Raw genomic sequence first — 16611 nt, 5'->3', positions numbered from 1 at the left:
TCACGATGCGGACCCCTGCGGAGCCCGTGCTCAGACCGCCGCGAGCGGGAACCAGCTCAGTCGTCGCGGCCGGTCCGCTCGGGCAGATCGATCAAGATCCCGCGAGCGGCCACCCCCCAAAGCAGCCAGATCAGGTAGTTGGGCGTCAGGTACGGGTTCGGACTGGTCAACGAGGGCACCAGCCAGACGAAGAACGCCGCGATGCCGAGCAGCTTCCAATGCCGGGACCAGGCCTGCTGTGGCTTCGCGAGCACGCCGAGCATGGGTCCGGTCGCAAAGCACAGGGCCCACAGGACGGCACCGAGCACGCCGGTCTCGGCAGCCCGGGAGAGGAAGACGTTGTGTACCTCGATGACCACCGAGGTGACCGGATAGTCGTCCGCCTGCCTGACCCACAGGATGTTCTGGTTGATGAACTCGCCCCAGCCGATGCCGAACAGGGGCATCTGCTCGATGATCCGCAGTGCCGCGGCATTGGTGTTCTGCCGATCGTCGACGGAACGTCCGTAGAACAGTCGCTGGAGTAGCTCGTCGCGGAACTCGGGCAGCAGCACCAGCGCCGCGGTCGCGAACGCCACCCCGAGTAGAAGGGCCAGCGGCAGCCGGCGGCGAAGACGAGGCACCATCAGGCACACGACGAGGCCCGCCAGCACCGCGGACAGCCACGTCGAACGGGTCAAGCAGACCACCGTGCCGATCGAGCCGCCGACGACGCCGACCGCACCGATGACGCGCCACAGCGACGACCTGCTGGTGTGCACCAGCAAACCAGCCATGAAGATCGCCAGCACCGACACCATGCCCAGGGGTTCCGGAGCCAGCCAGGGCCCGCCGACCCGGGCCGTTGGCGTGAGGTCGAGGGCGGTGGCGAGATAGCGAGGAAACAGCAGCCCGCGCAGACCTAGATACTGTGCCAGCCCGGTGAATCCCGCATAGATCGCCATCAACGCTGCCGTCCGAAGCAGCAGTTCGCGACGTTGTGCGGTGGAGAAGACCACCGCGCCCAACGGGAACATCGCCAACGGCATGACGACCCGGTCGAGCAGTGCGAAGGTGGTGCTGCTGTCGGCAGTCGGCCAGGTCGACATCCAGGAAAGTGTGGTCCACAGAATCGTCGCGGCGGCCACCGCGTAGAAGGCGCGCGCCCGCAGTCGCTCGCGGCCGGGCTCGGCGATCCACAGCACTGCGGCGAGGGCGAGCAGCGGCCGGTCGAGCGGGATCGGCAGCCCGATCTGATCGGTGAAGCCGGCGAACATGGTCAGCGTCAGCCCGGCCAGGAAGAGCCACACATAGAGCGGCACCCGCTCGGCGCTGTGCTGCGCGGCCGTCGCGTCGTCGTGCGCCGCGGAGGTCACACCGACGGTCGACGCCGGCACCTCACGCACCGTCCAGCCCGGACGCCTTCTGCTGTGAGGTGGCATGGGCCGGGCTCCGCCGGCGCTCGAGGATCACAGCCAGCATCAGCCCGATGACGGCGCCGGCGGCCAGGCCGAGCAGGCCGGCTCGTGCCAGCAGGCTGGTCCGGTTGGACTCCGCCGTGCCCGCCGTGCGGATGACCATCAGGTTGGCCGCGCTTCTGCTGCCGTCGACGAGGTTGGTGTACTTCTGCCGCAGCGCGGCCGCTGTCGCGGAACTGTCGGATGCCTTGGCAGCCGCATCGGTCACGGTGTCGCGGGCCTTCCGGATCGCGCTGCTCTTGCTGTCGGCATCGCTGAGCAGCTCGGCGAGGTCGTGGTTGGCCGCGGACAGCCGGGTCTGCGCTTTCGCATCGATGCGGGCCGCGTCGGAGTACGCCTTGAAGACGTCCTGGATCGACTGGCGTCCGCCGGTGTTCACGGTGGTCGCGAGTTGGTCCGCGGCGGCGTTGGCGGCGGTGGTCGCCGCGGCCGGATCCGCCGAGACCGCCTCGATCCGGATCACGTTCGACTCAGGGATCTGGGACGCCGACAGCTTCACGCCCTCAGGGACGTCGGTGCCGGCGACACCTCGGTCGTTCACGTATCGCGCGAAGTTCGAGGCGAGCGACGAGGAGGCTACCGGGAAGCCGGCGACCGCTCCCGCGCTGAGGTCGCCCGCTCCGACGGCCACCCTGGACTCGGCGGTGTAGGTGGCCGGGCCGGCGAATCCAATCGCCACCCCGATCAGCGCACCAGCGGCCGCGGCCGCTACTCCCAACAGCCAATGCCGCCGCCAGGCCTGCAGCGGGCCGGACGCCGCGCGAGCAAGTGGCTCACTCTCTCGGTACTCAGCCTGACTCATCATTTTCTCCCTTTTTGCGAATACGGTGCTCGAAGCTCCGGTACCTGCGTGGACCCCCCGGTCCGCAACGCCGAGACGTAGAATAGCGAAGTCCGTTTGGGCTCTATGGCTTGTCCCTAGCGACGGGATTCGGCCGTCTTATACCTGGCGTGCCGGCGGGGCTTCTGTCGCGGCGGCACGTTCGGTTTCCCCGTTTTCGGGTTCGTCCCAGGGTTGCGGCCGCTCCGCCCATTCGTCCGCGGACTCATTGCCGAGAGTGCCATCGGCAACCGCACGGAAGAGGGTCACCAGGCGGCGCGCTTCGACATCGGACGCGAAGTCTGCGGCCACGCGGGTGCGCCCAGCCGTGCCGAGTCGTTCCCGCAGGTGCTCGTCCGTCAGCATTTCCAGAATCGCGTCGCGCAACTCGGCAACATTCCCGGGAATGACCACGCGACCATTGACGCCGTCGGTGATCAATTCGGTCACGCCGCCCACGTTGGTGGCAATGACCGGTTTCGCTTGGGCCATGGCCTCCATGAGCGACACCGGCACACCCTCGGCGAAACTAGGCAGCACGAACACGTCACAACGTTGCAACTGCTCCTGAACCTCGTATTGGCCCTGATATCCGGTGAAATGCACGGAGTCATCGATGCCCAGTTCGGCGGAGCGCTTTTCGAGTTCCGCGCGCTGCGGGCCGTCCCCAATCAGCGTGAGTTCGAGTTCCAGGCCGGCCGCAAGCAGTCCGGCGATCGCGTCGAACAGAACCGTCACGCCCTTGACCTGGTCGAGTCGGCCGACGAAGAGCAGTCGGGTCGGCCCGGGGGTGCGAACGGAATGCGGTTCGAGCTCAGGGATGGTGACGCCGCAGTGGACGATCCGGACGCGCCGCCAGCCGGCCGCGGAGCAGAACAGGCTGGCCTGGGCGCGAGCGAACGAACTGATCGTGGCGCAGAACGCGGCGCGGTCGATCTTCGTGCCGAGCTTCCACTCGTGTGCCTCGAAGAAGATGCCCGGGCCGTGGAGGGTGAAGCTGAACGGGACGCCGGAGAGCTCCGAGGCCAGCATGGCGACCGTGCAGCAGGCGTCCGAGAAGTGGTTGTGCAGGTGTGTAACACCGCGGCGACGCAGTTCCTCGGCCAGCCGCGCCGCCTCGACGAAGTAGGCGGCCTGCTTCGCGGCGCCGCGGATCCCCAGCCGCCGGGTCGCCCAAGCGAGTCTGAGCGCACTGGCGAACCGCCTTGGCGATCGCCGCGCGCTCGCCAGGACATCGCTGAGAATTGCAGGCAGTCCTGACGACAGCAGGTAGCTGGTGGCCGCCCGCTCGCTCAGCTGCTGGGGACCGACCATGTGCTCGTCGCCGGTCCGGCGAACCGAGAATCGCTCGACGTCGATCCCGGCGCGCTCAACCGCCAGGATCTCCCGCTGAATGAAGGTGTCGGTAGCTCGGGGGTACTCACCGGTGAGGTAGGCTACCCTCATGCCGCCGCACCGTCGGCTCGCGCCGTCTTCGCGAAGGCCGTCTCGGCGATCAGGTCGACACCGCTCACCGAACGGGCGAAGGCCTGGTCGAGGGAGTAGCGGGGCGTCCAGCCGAGAGCCTTCTTCGCGGCTCGGTTGGGGTAGCGGAAGGGCTTGAACCGTGCGTCGAGCCGTTCCGGGACGACGATCCCGGGGAACTTGCCCCGGCCGTCCAGCAGCCGGCCGTTGAGGTAGGCGATTCCGCGAGCGAACGAGCGCAGCGCGGGCCACGGGACCGCGATCGACCGCGGAATGCTGTAGTAGGGCTGCAACGCACGGATGTACTCGGCCTGGCTGGGCAGATTGTCGTCGACGATGTTCAGCGTCGCACCGACCGCGGCTTCGCCGCTGAGCGCCAGGGTCATGGCGTGCACACAGTTCTCGACATAGGTCATCGGCAGGATCGAACGACCCCCGACCTTCAGGAAGCGCGGGCCGAGAGGTGAACCCAGTAGCGAGTGCCAGAGGTTGTCGCGGCCATAGATCATGCCCGGACGGAGGATCGCGACCTCGAAATCGGTCGACGCCTCGCGATACAGCGTCTCTTGGATCAGCTTCGTGCGCGCGTACTCATCCCGCCGGGAGGCCGATCGTTCGATCGGGCTGGATTCGTCCAGTTCGGAGCCGGCGCGCAGCCGGGTGTAGTCATACACCGAGAAGGTGCTGACCGCGACGAGTCTCTTCACCGGCGAGTCGGTCATCGCCGTCAAGAGGTTCTCGGTGGTCAGCACGGTTCCGGCGAACTGGGTGGAGAAGTCTCCTGCCTTGGCCGCCGCCAGGTGGATCACCGCGTCCACGTCATCGAGCGCACCGACCAGGCTGCGGCGGTCACGGAGATCGGCCCGTACCAGACTGAGTCGCGGATGGTCGGCGATCGATGCCAGCGGGTTGGCAGAGGCCGGGCGCACCAACGCCGCCACCTGGTGACCGGCGGCGAGCGCATCGGCGACGGCGTAGCTGCCGACGAAGCCAGTTGCTCCGGTGATGAAGACCTTCATGCTGACTCCTCCTCGAGGTGGCGGCCGGCTACCAGCCGATCGATCAGCCGGCTCGCGGCAAGCATGTCTTCCGGAGTGACCGGGGTCGGAGAGCCTGCCGCGAGCGCGCGGTAGGTGAGTTCGAGGCACGTGGCCAGCCCCGCGTAGGGGCCTTGCTGCAGTACTTTCCGCTTCAGCGAGCGCGGTCCGCCGATGAACTGGTGGACGCCGTCTCGCATCATGTTGACGATTGGGCCGAGTTGCTTTCCTCCGGGCTGCCCGACGATCTCGGTCACCCGCCCCGAGAAGAGTTCGGCCTGCACGAAGCCGTTGGTCCCGCGCACCGTGATCTCGAAGCAGTCCGGGGCGAGCAGCGCCGAGAACCGAATGCGGGCGTGAACCGGACCGGCCGGGCCGGAGCCGGCTAGGACCGCGTCGAGGTCGTCGACCGGGATGTGTGCTGCCGCGCTGTGCTTGCTCCAGATGCTCGACACGCGCTCCCAGGTGACCCGTGGGCCGAAGTGCCCGACCAGGTAAGCCATGTGGGTGAGGAAGTCGTGGATCACGCCGGCCGGAAGCTGATGGATCGGGCTGGGCAGGTTCGGGTCGCCGAACCGTCCGCCGGGATCGGTCACCGGCAAGCCGATTCGGATCTCGATCTCGCCGACCCGTCCAAGCAAATCGTCGGCGAGCAGGCGGTCGATCCGCTGGATCTCCGGGTTGAACCGGTAGTTGTGGTTCTCCACCACCACCCGTCCGAGTTGCTCGGCCTCGTCCAGCAGCGTCACCAGCTCGTCGGCGTTCAGTGTGATCGGCTTTTCGCAGATCACATGAGCGCCGGCGGCCAACGCGGCCCGCGCCAGGCCGATGTGCGTGGAGGGGGGCGTGAGGACATGCACGACATCGGGCTGGGCATGCTCCAGCATCTCGTCGAGCGAGGAATAGGGCGTCGTGCCGTATTCCTCCGCCGTCCAGCGTCGGGCGATCGGGGAGAGGTCGCAGACCCCGACCAGCCTGGCCAGCGGCGACGCGGCGAGGAACGCCAGGTGCTGACGGGAGATGTCTCCGGTTCCGACGACTGCCGCCCGCAGCAACGAGGCGCCGGCCGAACCGGTTTGGGTTGTTCGCATAGCTCTCCACTTGCTCGGTGCCATAGATTCGGGCGCGCGGTTCGCGGCGCACGCGCCAAGGGGCCGGAATGTAGCGCGGACGGTTTCCGTAGAGGCCTTACCCATGCTAAGCGAACTCCGTTCGCGAGCAAAAACGCGTCCATCTCGTCGATGGGCCGGCGGCCGCCAGCTTGGTGTGCGCACTGCGATGCCGAGCATCCCGACCTCGATGAGCAGATTCTCTTTGCCGCCAGGTGTCCGGCAGCAGCGGGTTAAAAGTACGGAATCGGAGAGTGTGCAGTAGGTGAATCGCGGTCAAAGTTTCGGCCTGGCCCGGTCGGCCAGCTAGCAACGCGGCGCCCGCCGCAGGAGGCACCCGGGCGGCCTCCCTCCAGGGACACCCGAGCGCGCGTCCTGCACTCAGGTTATCGAGTTCTGTTTCAGGCTTTTTACGTTGTTGTGGCAACTTCTGTGCGTCCCCCGGATTAGTGTTCGGCGCGCCGATCGTTGCCCGACCGGGCGAACTGCCGGTGGGCGGGTGGGGCGGCGGCCCGTCCGTCGCGGACCCGCCGCCGAGACGCGCGTTCGATCGCCTCGGCGCTTAGGTCCGGCCCGTCGACCGCGATTCCGAGATCCGCCCGATTGACCCACTCGGCGATCTCGGTCTGGTGGTCGTCGACATGCTCGTGCCGGGCGGCGCGGCGCGTGCCCAGCACGGGATAGATGCCCATCGCCAGCATCTCCAGCAGCGTGCCAACCCCGGCGTGGGTGACGACTACGTCGGCCGACCGCGCCGCGGCGTTGAACTCGGTTGGCGACAGGTACTGATGCACTTCGCCGGGAAGCGCGTCCTCGCGCTCAGTGTCGCCGAGCTGCCAGACGGTCTTCTCATTGGCATATCCACTAGCCAGAACGGCATCGACGAGCGAATCGAAGCGATATCCGCGGAAGGTGCCGAGGGTGACGAACAGTCGCTCGGGGCGGCTCGGGGTGGCGACCGGCTCGCTGCGCACGTCGGAGAACACCGACTCGCAGGCGTGCCAGCGACCTCCTGCCCACTCGGGATGCTGGGTGTACAGAGAGATCCCGGGGATACGCTGGAGAATGCGCCCGGTTGTCGAGGGGCCGCGGACGCGGCACACGCTCTCGACGAAGACCGACGGAATGCGGCGCATCGCGGCCACTGGCAGGGCGGCTGCGGCGACCGCGGACCCGGTGCTGAGCGCGACCTCGAAGCGCTCGGAACGCAGTAGCCGGGCGACCGTGGGGACCGTCGACAGCGTGCCCTTGAGGTCGCGAGCGCCGATGTATGGCAGGTGGTGGACGCGCCGGCCGCGCAGCAGTTGGCGAGCCTGGGGAGTGTCGAAAGTCAGCCACAGCGAATCGGTATTGACGCCGAGCCGCTGCTCCAGGCGGATCAATTCGGACAGGTGGCCGCCGGTGGAGCAAACCAGGAGTGACTTTGCCGAGAACGGTGCGACTGGTTGGTAGGAGTCATTCACGGTCGGGTCCTCTCTCGTTCTGGGGTGGGAACGGGGAATGAACCGCATACGCGTGCCATGGCCTGGTCGAAGTCGCACAATCACTGGGCCTGTGCGGCTTCGTATGACCTCCCCCGAGGAAACTTACCCTCACTAGTATGCACGGATCGACGCACTAGATCAAAAGCCGTCAATGCTGTATCGGAGTGTGGACATGCGCTTTGCTGGAACGATCCAACGCGCCAGGGCGCCGAGTCGTAGCCCCGCGGTAGCGCTGCTAGCATCCCTGCGATGGCACTCACTCCACATTCGGTGATCGGGCTGGCGAAGTCTGTGGCTCGTGATCTGCTGGCCGACATCGGCTCGCTGCGGGCTCGGACCGCGCTCAGGCTGAACTACCCGAGCGCGGTGATCAGCCGCCGGACGACCGTGGTCGCCGATCCGTCCAAGATCTGGCTCGGCGAGAAGGTGAGCATCAGCGGACCCTCCAGCATCTTTGTCCTCGACGGCGGTGGCCTGCACGAAGCCAGGCTCGAGATCGGCGCCCACACCTACATCGGTGAGTTCGCCAATATCAGGTCGTCGGGTGCCCCGATCGTCATCGGGGCGCACTGTTTGCTGGCGCAGAACGTCACCATCGTGGGCTCCAATCACGGCACCCGGGCGGGCCGGCCGATCGCCGATCAGGAGTGGACCGGGACAGGTGTCGAGATCGGTGACGACGTGTGGATCGGTGCAAGCTGTGTCGTGGTGCCGGGTGCCCGGATCGGCTCGGGTGCGGTGGTCGCGGCGAACTCGGTGGTTCGCGGAGCGGTCGCTGAGAACGCGATCGTCGCCGGGTCGCCGGCGCGTCAGGTTGGCGAGCGAAAGCCCTAGTGAGCGCGGATCAATTAGGTCCCGGCTGCGGCTCACGCGGTGGGCGATCTGCGAACCCTATGTCCCGCACCGTACGACCAGATACGCCCACAGGATCTGGGCGTCGCAGCTCATCCCACCGGGCACGTCCTCGCCCGGAACAGCATTGATCAGCACTTCCCCAGCGAGTCGCCGCTAGTGCGTCAGTGCCCAGAACCTGCGTCCGGCTTCGGAGAGCCCGTTGCCGGCGCCGCCGTCCCAGAACGGGCCGCCGTTCGCCTTGAGTGAGTAGTTGTCCCCATGGGTGGCGTGCCACCACAGGGCGCCGACCTGATGCTGGCGGTACATCTCGAAGACGGCCTCGGCGCCGTCCCGGTTCGCGGTGAATTCGCCCGCGGTGCTGGTGCCGTCGATCGTGTAACCGAACTCTCCGATCAGCGGCGTCAGGCCGGCGCCACGCACGGTGGCGAGGTAGCCGGCGAGTCTGTCCGCGCTGGCGTACTTCCCGTAGGCGCCGTAGTTGTGCTGTTCCAGGATCAAGTTTCCGTGCCGACTGCTCAGTGCGGGAGCCATGCTCGGCTCGTAGCTGTACCTGGCTGTGGTGAAATAGGGCGTCGTGTAGCCGACGTCCTGGCCCCAGCAGGGCGCGCCGATGAGAATCGGATGCGGGTTCCCGGTCGCCCGCACAGCAGTTGCCATCGCGTCCATCAACTGGAGCCAGTCGTCGTTGGCGTAGTCCGGCTCGTTGATCAGGCCCGACCAGACCCGGGGGTTGTCGCGGAATCGGGTGGCGGCCGCCGTCCACCAGGCGAGCATGTCGTGCTCCATCGCGTGCTGGTCGTAGCTCTTGATCTTCGGGTTGTCGTGAGCGTCCACGATCACGACGAGCCCGGCGCCGGTGTACTCCTCCACCACCTCGGAGACCAGGTCGAGCAGGGCGGGCACCCCATACATCTCGACGAAGGACCACTTCGCCGCGTCGGTGACCATCACATTGAGCCGGACCGTGTTCCAGCCCCACTCCAGCGCCGCCTCGGCGTGCCCGCGGGAGTCGCCCTTCCAGTCGAACGTCTTGCGGGTGCCGATGTTGGATCCGACGGGTACGAAGACCTCACCGTCGAGTCCGCGGATGACGCCGTTGTCAGCGCGGAAGTGTGCGGGCGAGCCGGGCTGCAGCCGATCAGCGCGGCACCGGCGACCGGACCGGCAACGAGGCCCAACCCGGCCCGCAGCAGGGTGCGCCGACCGACCGGAAGGCCGGCCGGACTCACGCTGCGTACGCCCGCGTCCATCGGCGTCAGGCGATTTCGGTGACCGACGAGTCGCGGCTGGTCCGGCTCGACTCGTCACGCCCCCAGTGATCTCCGCTCCTTCTGGCACGCAGCTTCGCCAGCACCGTGATGCCGACGTAGATCAGTGCGGATGGGGCCAGCCTCGGACGGGAAGCGATCAGGCCGACCAGGCTGCGCACCGACGAACCTGACGTCCTGCCGTAATCGTGGCCGGACTCCAGGCGGTCCGCGGCGGCGGCGATCTGGGCGTTGCCGCGGTCGACCCGCGTCCTCACCTGGACGAGATCGGCCCAGCGACGCGGCGTCCGGACCACGAATTCACCGGGCGTGCGGATCCGTTCGGCCGGTTCGAACAGGCGCTGGATGTAGAGATCGTCGGCCATCAGGTCGGGGAAGCGCTCGAATCGCTGCCGGCCGAGCGCCGACACCCCGTAGACCCCCAGTCCGACTAGGCCACTTCGCAGGTAGGGCAATTGCTCGAAGATCCGGTAGTAGCCGTGCACCCAGCGGTCGGCTCCGGTCAGGTCGAAGCGGATCGCCGGCGAGCCGACCACCGGCTGATCCACCGCCAACGCCGAGATCATGCCCTGCAGCGCGCCGGCGCCCAGCACGATGTCGGCATCGAGGAAGATCCGCGGAAATGCTTCCGCCGCCTGATCTCCGAGGTTGAGAGCGTTGGCCTTCCCCGGGGTGTCGGTCTCGATCACCCGAAGCCCCGGCAGTCGATCGGCGAACGACCGCGCCCGCTCGACGGTCGCGTCGGTGCAGGCGTTCGCCGCCACGATCACCTCGACTGAGTCCGCGAGCGGATCGCTGGCGATCCGCTCCAGCGTGGCCGGTAGGACGGCTGACTCGTTATGGGCGGGAATGATCAGGCTGGCGAGTCTCACGGGGCCTCCGGGCGTGAGTCGGGGTGCGGGCATGAGGGTGCGGTTACGCGATCGAGTATCGAGGTCGGCGGTCAGAGTGGCCGCCGGTGGCCAGCGGCCGTCGCGTACGACTCCGACCTTGGACGTGAACACTCTAACCCGGCTAAGGAGGCGCTGGCTGATCGTGTCCCGGCTGTGGCACGCACCCAACGCGCCGGACCGGAGGCATCCTGGCTGGCAACGACATCGATCGGCGACTGCGCGGGAAGTCGCGAGTCGATGCCTCCGAACAGCAGCAGCCGCCAACCGCGGGGCTTGTGGCGGAATTGCGATCGGCGCCCCCGAAACGGGGGCGCCGATCGTGCCGAGACCAGGATCCGGCTCAGACCGCCGCGGTCATCGTGCGTTGTGAGTCGCGGATGAACGGATCGCCCTGGACGTCCTCGTCGTCCTTCTTCAGGGCGAAGAAGGCCCAGACGCCGGCGCAGGCGACGACGGCCGCGATCACGAAGAAGGTCGGCTGATAGCCGATCGAGTCGCGGATGTACCCGAACGGGATGGCGAAGACGGTGTTGCCGACCTGCGCGGAGACCTCGAAGCCAACCAGGTACAGGGTCGCGGACAGCGCCGCGTTGAAGTGCAGCGTGAGGTACCGGAAGATGCCGAGGATGAACAGCGGCACCTCAATGGCATGGAACATCTTCACGATCGAGATGATGACGGGATCGTGAAATACTGCCGAGCCCAGGATCCGCAGGCACATCACCGAGACGCCCATCAGCAGAATGCTCCGGACGCCGACCTTGCGCATCAGGATCGGGACCAGCATCATGCAGCCGGCCTCGGCGAACACCTGGACCGAGTTCAGGATCCCGTAGGTGTGCAGGCCGATGTCCTCGTTCGCGAACAGGCCGCGGTAGAAGTTCGGGAACATCTGGTTGTCGTAGAGGTTGTAGAAGGTCCAGCTGAAGATCACGAAGCCGATGACGACCCAGAGGCTCTTCAGCTTCAGCACGGCGGCCATCTCGCGCAGGCTCGGGGTGTGCGGGTGCGCGGTGTGACCGGGCGCGAGCGGCACGTGGTCGGTCTTCCAGAAGATCTGGATCAGCAGGCAGGCGATGCCGAAGGCCGAGCCGAGGAAGAAGTTGATCTGCGGGTTGATGGTGAAGATGAACCCGGTGCCGAGGGCCGCCACGCCGTAGCCGAGCGAACCCCAGCCGCGGGCCTGTCCGTACTCGAAGCCGTAGGTCCGGCTCATCCGCTCGGAGAATGCCTCGAGCAGGCCGACTGCGGCGGTGTACCCGAACGGCAGGTAGATGGCGCCGAGCAGCACGCCCCAGCCGAAGGCGTTCTGCAGCAGCGGCTGGTAGACGAAGATCACGAACGGCGCCAGGCTGGCCATCACCGCCGACGACAGGATCACCAGGTGCCGCTTGAGGCCGAGACGATCCTGCACCATGCCGTAGAAGAACATGACCGCGATGGTGGTCAGTGAGTTCACCGAGTAGACAGTGCCGATCTCACCGCCGCTCAAGCCAAGGCTCTTGTCGAGCCAAGTGGAGAAGAACGACCACCAGATGCCCCACGAGGCGAAGAAGATGAACAGAGTTGTCGAACTCTGAAGGTATGCGCCGTTCTTGAACAGACTGTTGGCTCCCGCCATGACAAAGCTCCTCGACCGATGAATTAACCTCGGCCGCGCGGCCGAGCTCAGAGATGAGCTAAAACCGTTCACTACGCTGCTGAACCGGTTTAGCTTGCCGAAAAATAACAGTGTGGCGCAGTCACGTCAAGACGGCGGATCTTGCCCTCAGTCGGTCGCCGGCGCCTCTTGGCGGATCGGCCGTGACCTCGGAGCCACGGTTGACGAGATGCATACCATAGGTATATAACTAAGGCATGGATACCCCTTCACCCGCTGACGACCTGTTGCGCGCGGCGGCGGCGCTTTCCCGCTGGGCCAGCAGCCAGGGCGGGCTCGGGGCGCCGTCCGGGGTATTGCGGCTGCTGGCGTTGGTCGAGGAACTCGGTCCGCTGCGGATCGGCGACTTGGCGCAGGCCGACCACACCAGCCAGCCGGCGGTGACCCGTCAGGTGGGACGGCTGCGCGAGTTGGGCTGGATCGAACGAACCAGCGACGACACCGATGCCCGGGCCACCCTGGTGGCAATCACCCCTGCCGGTCATGACGCGTTGTCACGGGCCCGGCGGGCTCGCGGCCAAGCAGTCGGACGCCTGCTGCGCGAGACCGGTATTGCCGACCATCGCGTCCGGGAGACCACCCAGCTCATCGATCAACTGTTGCAGGCCGCCCGAGGTGCGGCCGGAAAGGAGTGACGCCGATGTTGCGTCAATCGCGGACCGTCTGGTCCGTCGCGTTCGCCTGTGTGATCTCGTTCATGGGGATCGGCCTGGTCGACCCCATCTTGAAGCCGATCGCGGACGAGCTCGGTGCCGGCCCGTCCGAGGTGTCGCTGCTGTTCACCAGCTATATGGCGGTGATGGGCGTCGCCATGCTCGGTACCGGCTGGGTGAGTAGCCGGATCGGCGCCAAATGGACGCTGCTGGCCGGCCTGGCGCTGATCATCGTCGGCTCGGCCGCCGCTGGCATGCAGGACGGGGTGGCCGGCATCGTCGCTTTCCGCGCACTATGGGGGCTCGGCAACGCCCTGTTCATCGCCACCGCGCTGGCCACCATCGTCCGCGCCGCCACCGGCTCGGTGGGCCAGGCGATCATCCTCTACGAGGCCGCGCTGGGCGTCGGCATCGCCGCTGGACCGTTGCTCGGCGGCTGGCTGGGCAGTGTGTCCTGGCGGCTGCCGTTCTTCGGCGTCGCGGTGCTGATGGCGATCGCGTTGATCGCCACCTTCGTCAGCCTGCCCCCCGAGCGGCCGTCCGGTGAGGCGACCTCGCTGGCCGCCCCGCTGCTGGCGCTGCGCGACCGTGGTCTGCTCACCGTCGGGATCACCGCACTGCTGTACAACTTCGGCTTCTTCACGCTGCTGGCCTTCACCCCCTTCCCGCTCGCCATGGGGGCGATCGAGATCGGACTGATCTTCTTCGGCTGGGGCATCCTGCTGGCCGTCGCGTCGGTCTTCGTCGCGCCCTGGGTGCAACGCCGGATCGGCACCTTCGGCGGCATCGTGATCGCGCTCGCCGGTTTCGCCCTGGTGCTGGCGATGATGGCGCTGTTCGCCGACAACAAGGCCGTGCTGGCCACCGGCGTGGTGCTGGCGGGCGCCTTCCTGGGCGTCAACAACACCCTGATCACCGAGGCGGTGATGAAGGTCTCCGACGCCGAGCGCAGCACGGCCTCGGCCGCCTACAGCTTCGTCCGGTTCAGCGGCGGCGCCATAGCGCCCTGGCTGGCCGGGGTGATCGGCGAGTACTCGATCCACCTGCCGTTCTGGGTCGGCGCCGTCGCAGTGGCCGCGGCGATCGGTGTGCTGTGTACCGCCCGGGACCGGCTGCGGGTGATCGACGACCAGCCCGGCCATGGCGCGGAGCCGGTGAACTCGGTGACCGAGGCCGAGGCGGTCACCCTGGGCGACTCCTGAGCGGCCCAGCCGCCATTCGCTCCCCGGACTATTCAGGGCTCGCCGAACTCGGCGAGCCCTGAATAGTCCGGCGAGCGTGCGGCGGGCGGCGGGCGGGGTTGACAGCGGGGTCGGCGGCGTCCATTAGGCTGAGGTCCGAACCTCCCGGCTCGGGGGAACCTCGGCTGCGGAGGCTCGCGTGGCCCATCGACCTCTTGGAGAATTCGTGTCCACTACCGACCAAGGGCGCGTCGCCGCCGTCGTCATCATGGCGGCCGGTGCGGGCACCCGGATGAAGTCGGCGACCGCAAAGGTGCTGCATCCGCTCGCGGGCAGGTCGATGCTCAGTTACGCGGTCGAGGCGGCCAGCGCGCTCGAACCGGAGCACCTGGTGGTGGTGATCGGGCACCAGCGTGAGCAGGTGATGGCGCACCTGGACGAGATCGCGCCGCAGGTGATCACCGCTGTCCAGGAGCAGCCGCGGGGGACTGGGGACGCCGTCCGCGCCGGTCTGTCGGTGCTCGGCGAGATGGCCGGCGAGGTGGTCGTGACCAGCGGCGACGTTCCACTGCTGACCGGTGAGACGCTGCACGAACTGCTGTCCGCGCACCGCTCGGGCGGCAATGCCGTCACGCTGCTCACCACGATCGCCGCCGATCCCACCGGCTACGGCCGGGTGGTGCGCGAGGGTGGCGAGGTCGCCCGGATCGTCGAGCAGCGCGACGCGTCCGACGACGAGCGGGCGATCACCGAGATCAATGCCGGCATCTACGTCTTCGACGCCGAGACGCTGCGGGCCGGGATCGCCGCCCTCGGCACCGACAACGCGCAGGGCGAGCTGTACCTGACCGATGTGATCGCCTACGCCCGCGGTCGAGGCGGCCGGGTCGACGGCACCGTGCTCGCCGACGCGGTGCAGGCCGAGGGAGTCAACGACAGGGTCCAGCTGGCCGCACTGAGCGCGGAGCTGAACCGGCGGATCCTGCGCCGCTGGATGGCCGCCGGGGTGACCGTGCTTGACCCGGCAACCACCTGGGTGCACGACTCGGTCGACCTGGCCACCGACGTCACGCTGCTGCCCGGCACCTCGTTGGAGGGTGCGACATCGGTCGCCACCGGCGCGGTGATCGGACCCGATTCCACCCTGATCGACGTCGAGGTCGGCGAGGGTGCCCATGTCGTCCGCACCCACGCGACTCTTGCCGTGATCGGGACCGGAGCCGAGGTCGGCCCGTTCTCATACCTGCGGCCCGGCACCCAACTCGGCGCCAAGGGCAAGATCGGGGCGTTCGTGGAGACCAAGAACGCCGAGATCGGTGCCGGTGCCAAGGTTCCGCACCTCACCTACTGCGGCGATGCGACCGTCGGGGACGGCGCCAACATCGGGGCGGGGACGATCTTCGCCAACTACGACGGCGTCCACAAATCGCATACCAGGGTCGGCACCGCTTCCTTCGTCGGCAGCGACTCGGTGCTGGTCGCCCCGGTCGAGATCGCCGACGGCGCCTACATCGCCGCCGGATCGACGATCACCTCTGCGGTCGGTCCGGGCGAGCTGGCGGTCGCCCGTGGTCAACAGCGCAACATCAGGGGCTGGGTGGCCCGTAAACGGGCCGGCACCCGGACGGCCGCGGCCGCCGAGGCTGCGCTCGAAGTCGCCGCGGCCGAGGACGCCGAATGAGCGGGATCAAGCGGCCCACCGAGAAGCACCTGATGCTGTGCACCGGCCGGGCCTACCCTGAGCTGGCCGAAGAGGTCGCCGAGCTGCTCGGGGTCGACCTGGTGCCCACCCGGCAGGTCACCTACGCCAACTCCGAGATCTACGTGCGCTTCGAGGAGTCGGTGCGCGGCGCGGACGCCTTCGTCATCCAGAGCCACCCGGCGCCGGTCAACGAGTGGCTGATGGAGCAGCTGATCATGATCGACGCGCTCAAGCGCGCCTCGGCCAAGCGGATCACCGTCGTGTCGCCGTTCTACCCCTACGGACGGCAGGACAAGAAGCACGCCGGACGCGAACCGATCTCGGCCCGGCTGATCGCCGACCTGTACAAGACCGCCGGCGCCAACCGGCTGATGAGCGTCGACCTGCACGCGTCCCAGATCCAGGGCTTCTTCGATGGGCCGGTCGACCACCTGTTCAGCATCCCGGTGCTGTCCGATTACGTCGCGGCGAAGTACCCCCTGGAGAACATGACGGTGGTGTCACCGGACGCCGGACGGGTCAAGCTGGCCGACAACTGGTCGGACCGGCTCGGCCTGCCCCTGGCGATCATTCACAAGCGACGCGACCCGAACAAGGCCAACGAGGTGGCTGTCGGCGAGGTGGTCGGTGACGTCCGGGGGCGGGTTTGCCTGCTGGTCGACGACATGATCGACACCGCCGGAACCATCTGCCAGGCCGCTGCCGCATTGCGCGACCACGGGGCGTCGGCGGTGATCGCGGCCGCCACCCATCCGATCCTGTCCGGACCGGCGGCGCAGCGACTGAACGCGTCCGCCTTCGAAGAGGTGATCGTCACCAACACGCTGCCGATCCGCGACGACCTGCACATCCCGAAACTCACCGTGCTGTCGATCGCTCCCTTGCTGGCTCAGGCCATCCAGGAGGTCTTCGTGGACGGGTCGGTGACCTCGCTGTTCGACGGGATGGAGTAGCGCGCCCGCCGCCGTTGAGGAAGCACTGTTTGGTCCGGGGTGTCGCCGGCGAGCGGGTCGAACCCGTTGCCATCG

General features: G+C 67.7%; 14 protein-coding genes. 5 read left to right on the top strand and 9 right to left on the bottom strand.

Annotated elements, in window-relative coordinates:
- Nucleotides 1-56 precede the first annotated feature (56 nt).
- The 6 genes from QM711_RS06070 to QM711_RS06045 all read right to left on the bottom strand — a co-directional run bounded on the left by QM711_RS06070 (nt 57) and on the right by QM711_RS06045 (nt 7434).
- A complete protein-coding gene (locus QM711_RS06070; RefSeq protein ID WP_415097325.1) occupies nt 57-1421 on the bottom strand; it encodes an O-antigen ligase family protein in 1365 nt (454 codons plus the stop codon).
- Nucleotides 1378-2259, bottom strand: a complete 882-nt coding sequence (locus QM711_RS06065; protein WP_415097323.1) for a hypothetical protein — start codon at nt 2257-2259, stop codon at nt 1378-1380. The genes QM711_RS06070 and QM711_RS06065 overlap by 44 nt, the downstream gene beginning before the upstream one ends.
- Before the next feature lie 138 nt (nt 2260-2397).
- On the bottom strand, nt 2398-3591 hold the full coding sequence (locus QM711_RS06060) for a glycosyltransferase family 4 protein (RefSeq protein WP_415097321.1): 1194 nt from the start codon (nt 3589-3591) through the stop codon (nt 2398-2400).
- Between the two features lie 128 nt (nt 3592-3719).
- On the bottom strand, nt 3720-4760 hold the full coding sequence (locus QM711_RS06055; RefSeq protein WP_415097319.1) for an NAD-dependent epimerase/dehydratase family protein: 1041 nt from the start codon (nt 4758-4760) through the stop codon (nt 3720-3722).
- Nucleotides 4757-6067: a Gfo/Idh/MocA family protein gene (locus QM711_RS06050; RefSeq protein WP_415097317.1), complete on the bottom strand. Its 1311-nt coding sequence runs from the start codon at nt 6065-6067 to the stop codon at nt 4757-4759. The genes QM711_RS06055 and QM711_RS06050 overlap by 4 nt, the downstream gene beginning before the upstream one ends.
- Before the next feature lie 266 nt (nt 6068-6333).
- Nucleotides 6334-7434 (bottom strand): glycosyltransferase, encoded by a 1101-nt coding sequence (locus QM711_RS06045; protein ID WP_415097315.1) that lies wholly within the window; start codon nt 7432-7434, stop codon nt 6334-6336.
- 186 nt (nt 7435-7620) lie between these two features.
- On the opposite strand from QM711_RS06045, the gene QM711_RS06040 reads away from it, so the two are divergent.
- Complete coding sequence (locus tag QM711_RS06040; RefSeq protein ID WP_415097313.1) at nt 7621-8205, top strand: acyltransferase; 585 nt, start codon at nt 7621-7623, stop codon at nt 8203-8205.
- Nucleotides 8206-8379: 174 nt separating this feature from the next.
- Here QM711_RS06040 and QM711_RS06035 read toward each other — a convergent pair whose 3' ends face one another.
- The 3 genes from QM711_RS06035 to QM711_RS06025 form a co-directional block, all read right to left on the bottom strand.
- On the bottom strand, nt 8380-9534 hold the full coding sequence (locus QM711_RS06035) for a cellulase family glycosylhydrolase (RefSeq protein ID WP_415097311.1): 1155 nt from the start codon (nt 9532-9534) through the stop codon (nt 8380-8382).
- A complete protein-coding gene (locus QM711_RS06030; RefSeq protein WP_415097309.1) occupies nt 9482-10366 on the bottom strand; it encodes a glycosyltransferase in 885 nt (294 codons plus the stop codon). Before QM711_RS06030 ends, QM711_RS06035 begins: the two co-directional genes overlap by 53 nt.
- 361 nt (nt 10367-10727) lie before the next feature.
- Nucleotides 10728-12008, bottom strand: coding sequence for an oligosaccharide MFS transporter (locus QM711_RS06025; protein ID WP_415097307.1), 1281 nt, complete (start codon nt 12006-12008; stop codon nt 10728-10730).
- Nucleotides 12009-12244: 236 nt separating this feature from the next.
- On the opposite strand from QM711_RS06025, the gene QM711_RS06020 reads away from it, so the two are divergent.
- From QM711_RS06020 to QM711_RS06005, 4 genes are all read left to right on the top strand, one after another.
- A complete protein-coding gene (locus QM711_RS06020) occupies nt 12245-12682 on the top strand; it encodes a MarR family winged helix-turn-helix transcriptional regulator (RefSeq protein WP_415097305.1) in 438 nt (145 codons plus the stop codon).
- A 5-nt stretch (nt 12683-12687) separates the two neighbouring features.
- A complete protein-coding gene (locus QM711_RS06015) occupies nt 12688-13902 on the top strand; it encodes an MFS transporter (protein ID WP_415097303.1) in 1215 nt (404 codons plus the stop codon).
- 205 nt (nt 13903-14107) lie between these two features.
- Nucleotides 14108-15562 (top strand): bifunctional UDP-N-acetylglucosamine diphosphorylase/glucosamine-1-phosphate N-acetyltransferase GlmU, encoded by a 1455-nt coding sequence (gene glmU / locus QM711_RS06010; protein ID WP_415097301.1) that lies wholly within the window; start codon nt 14108-14110, stop codon nt 15560-15562.
- Nucleotides 15559-16536 (top strand): ribose-phosphate diphosphokinase, encoded by a 978-nt coding sequence (locus QM711_RS06005; RefSeq protein ID WP_415097299.1) that lies wholly within the window; start codon nt 15559-15561, stop codon nt 16534-16536. The genes glmU and QM711_RS06005 overlap by 4 nt, the downstream gene beginning before the upstream one ends.
- The last annotated feature ends 75 nt before the right edge of the window (nt 16537-16611 follow it).

The organism is Micropruina sp. (assembly GCF_047602385.1).
GTDB lineage: Bacteria > Actinomycetota > Actinomycetes > Propionibacteriales > Propionibacteriaceae > Micropruina.
This window is presented reverse-complemented; position numbering and strand designations above follow the sequence as displayed.

Bases quoted from the DNA above. Each gene is read 5' to 3' on its own strand.
- QM711_RS06070 (WP_415097325.1), bottom strand. From the start codon at position 1,421: ATGCCACCTCACAGCAGAAGGCGTCCGGGCTGGACGGTGCGTGAGGTG.
- QM711_RS06065 (WP_415097323.1), bottom strand. From the start codon at position 2,259: ATGAGTCAGGCTGAGTACCGAGAGAGTGAGCCACTTGCTCGCGCGGCG.
- QM711_RS06060 (WP_415097321.1), bottom strand. From the start codon at position 3,591: ATGGTCGGTCCCCAGCAGCTGAGCGAGCGGGCGGCCACCAGCTACCTG.
- QM711_RS06055 (WP_415097319.1), bottom strand. From the start codon at position 4,760: ATGAAGGTCTTCATCACCGGAGCAACTGGCTTCGTCGGCAGCTACGCC.
- QM711_RS06050 (WP_415097317.1), bottom strand. From the start codon at position 6,067: ATGCTCGGCATCGCAGTGCGCACACCAAGCTGGCGGCCGCCGGCCCAT.
- QM711_RS06040 (WP_415097313.1), top strand. From the start codon at position 7,621: ATGGCACTCACTCCACATTCGGTGATCGGGCTGGCGAAGTCTGTGGCT.
- QM711_RS06025 (WP_415097307.1), bottom strand. From the start codon at position 12,008: ATGGCGGGAGCCAACAGTCTGTTCAAGAACGGCGCATACCTTCAGAGT.
- QM711_RS06020 (WP_415097305.1), top strand. From the start codon at position 12,245: ATGGATACCCCTTCACCCGCTGACGACCTGTTGCGCGCGGCGGCGGCG.
- QM711_RS06015 (WP_415097303.1), top strand. From the start codon at position 12,688: ATGTTGCGTCAATCGCGGACCGTCTGGTCCGTCGCGTTCGCCTGTGTG.
- QM711_RS06005 (WP_415097299.1), top strand. From the start codon at position 15,559: ATGAGCGGGATCAAGCGGCCCACCGAGAAGCACCTGATGCTGTGCACC.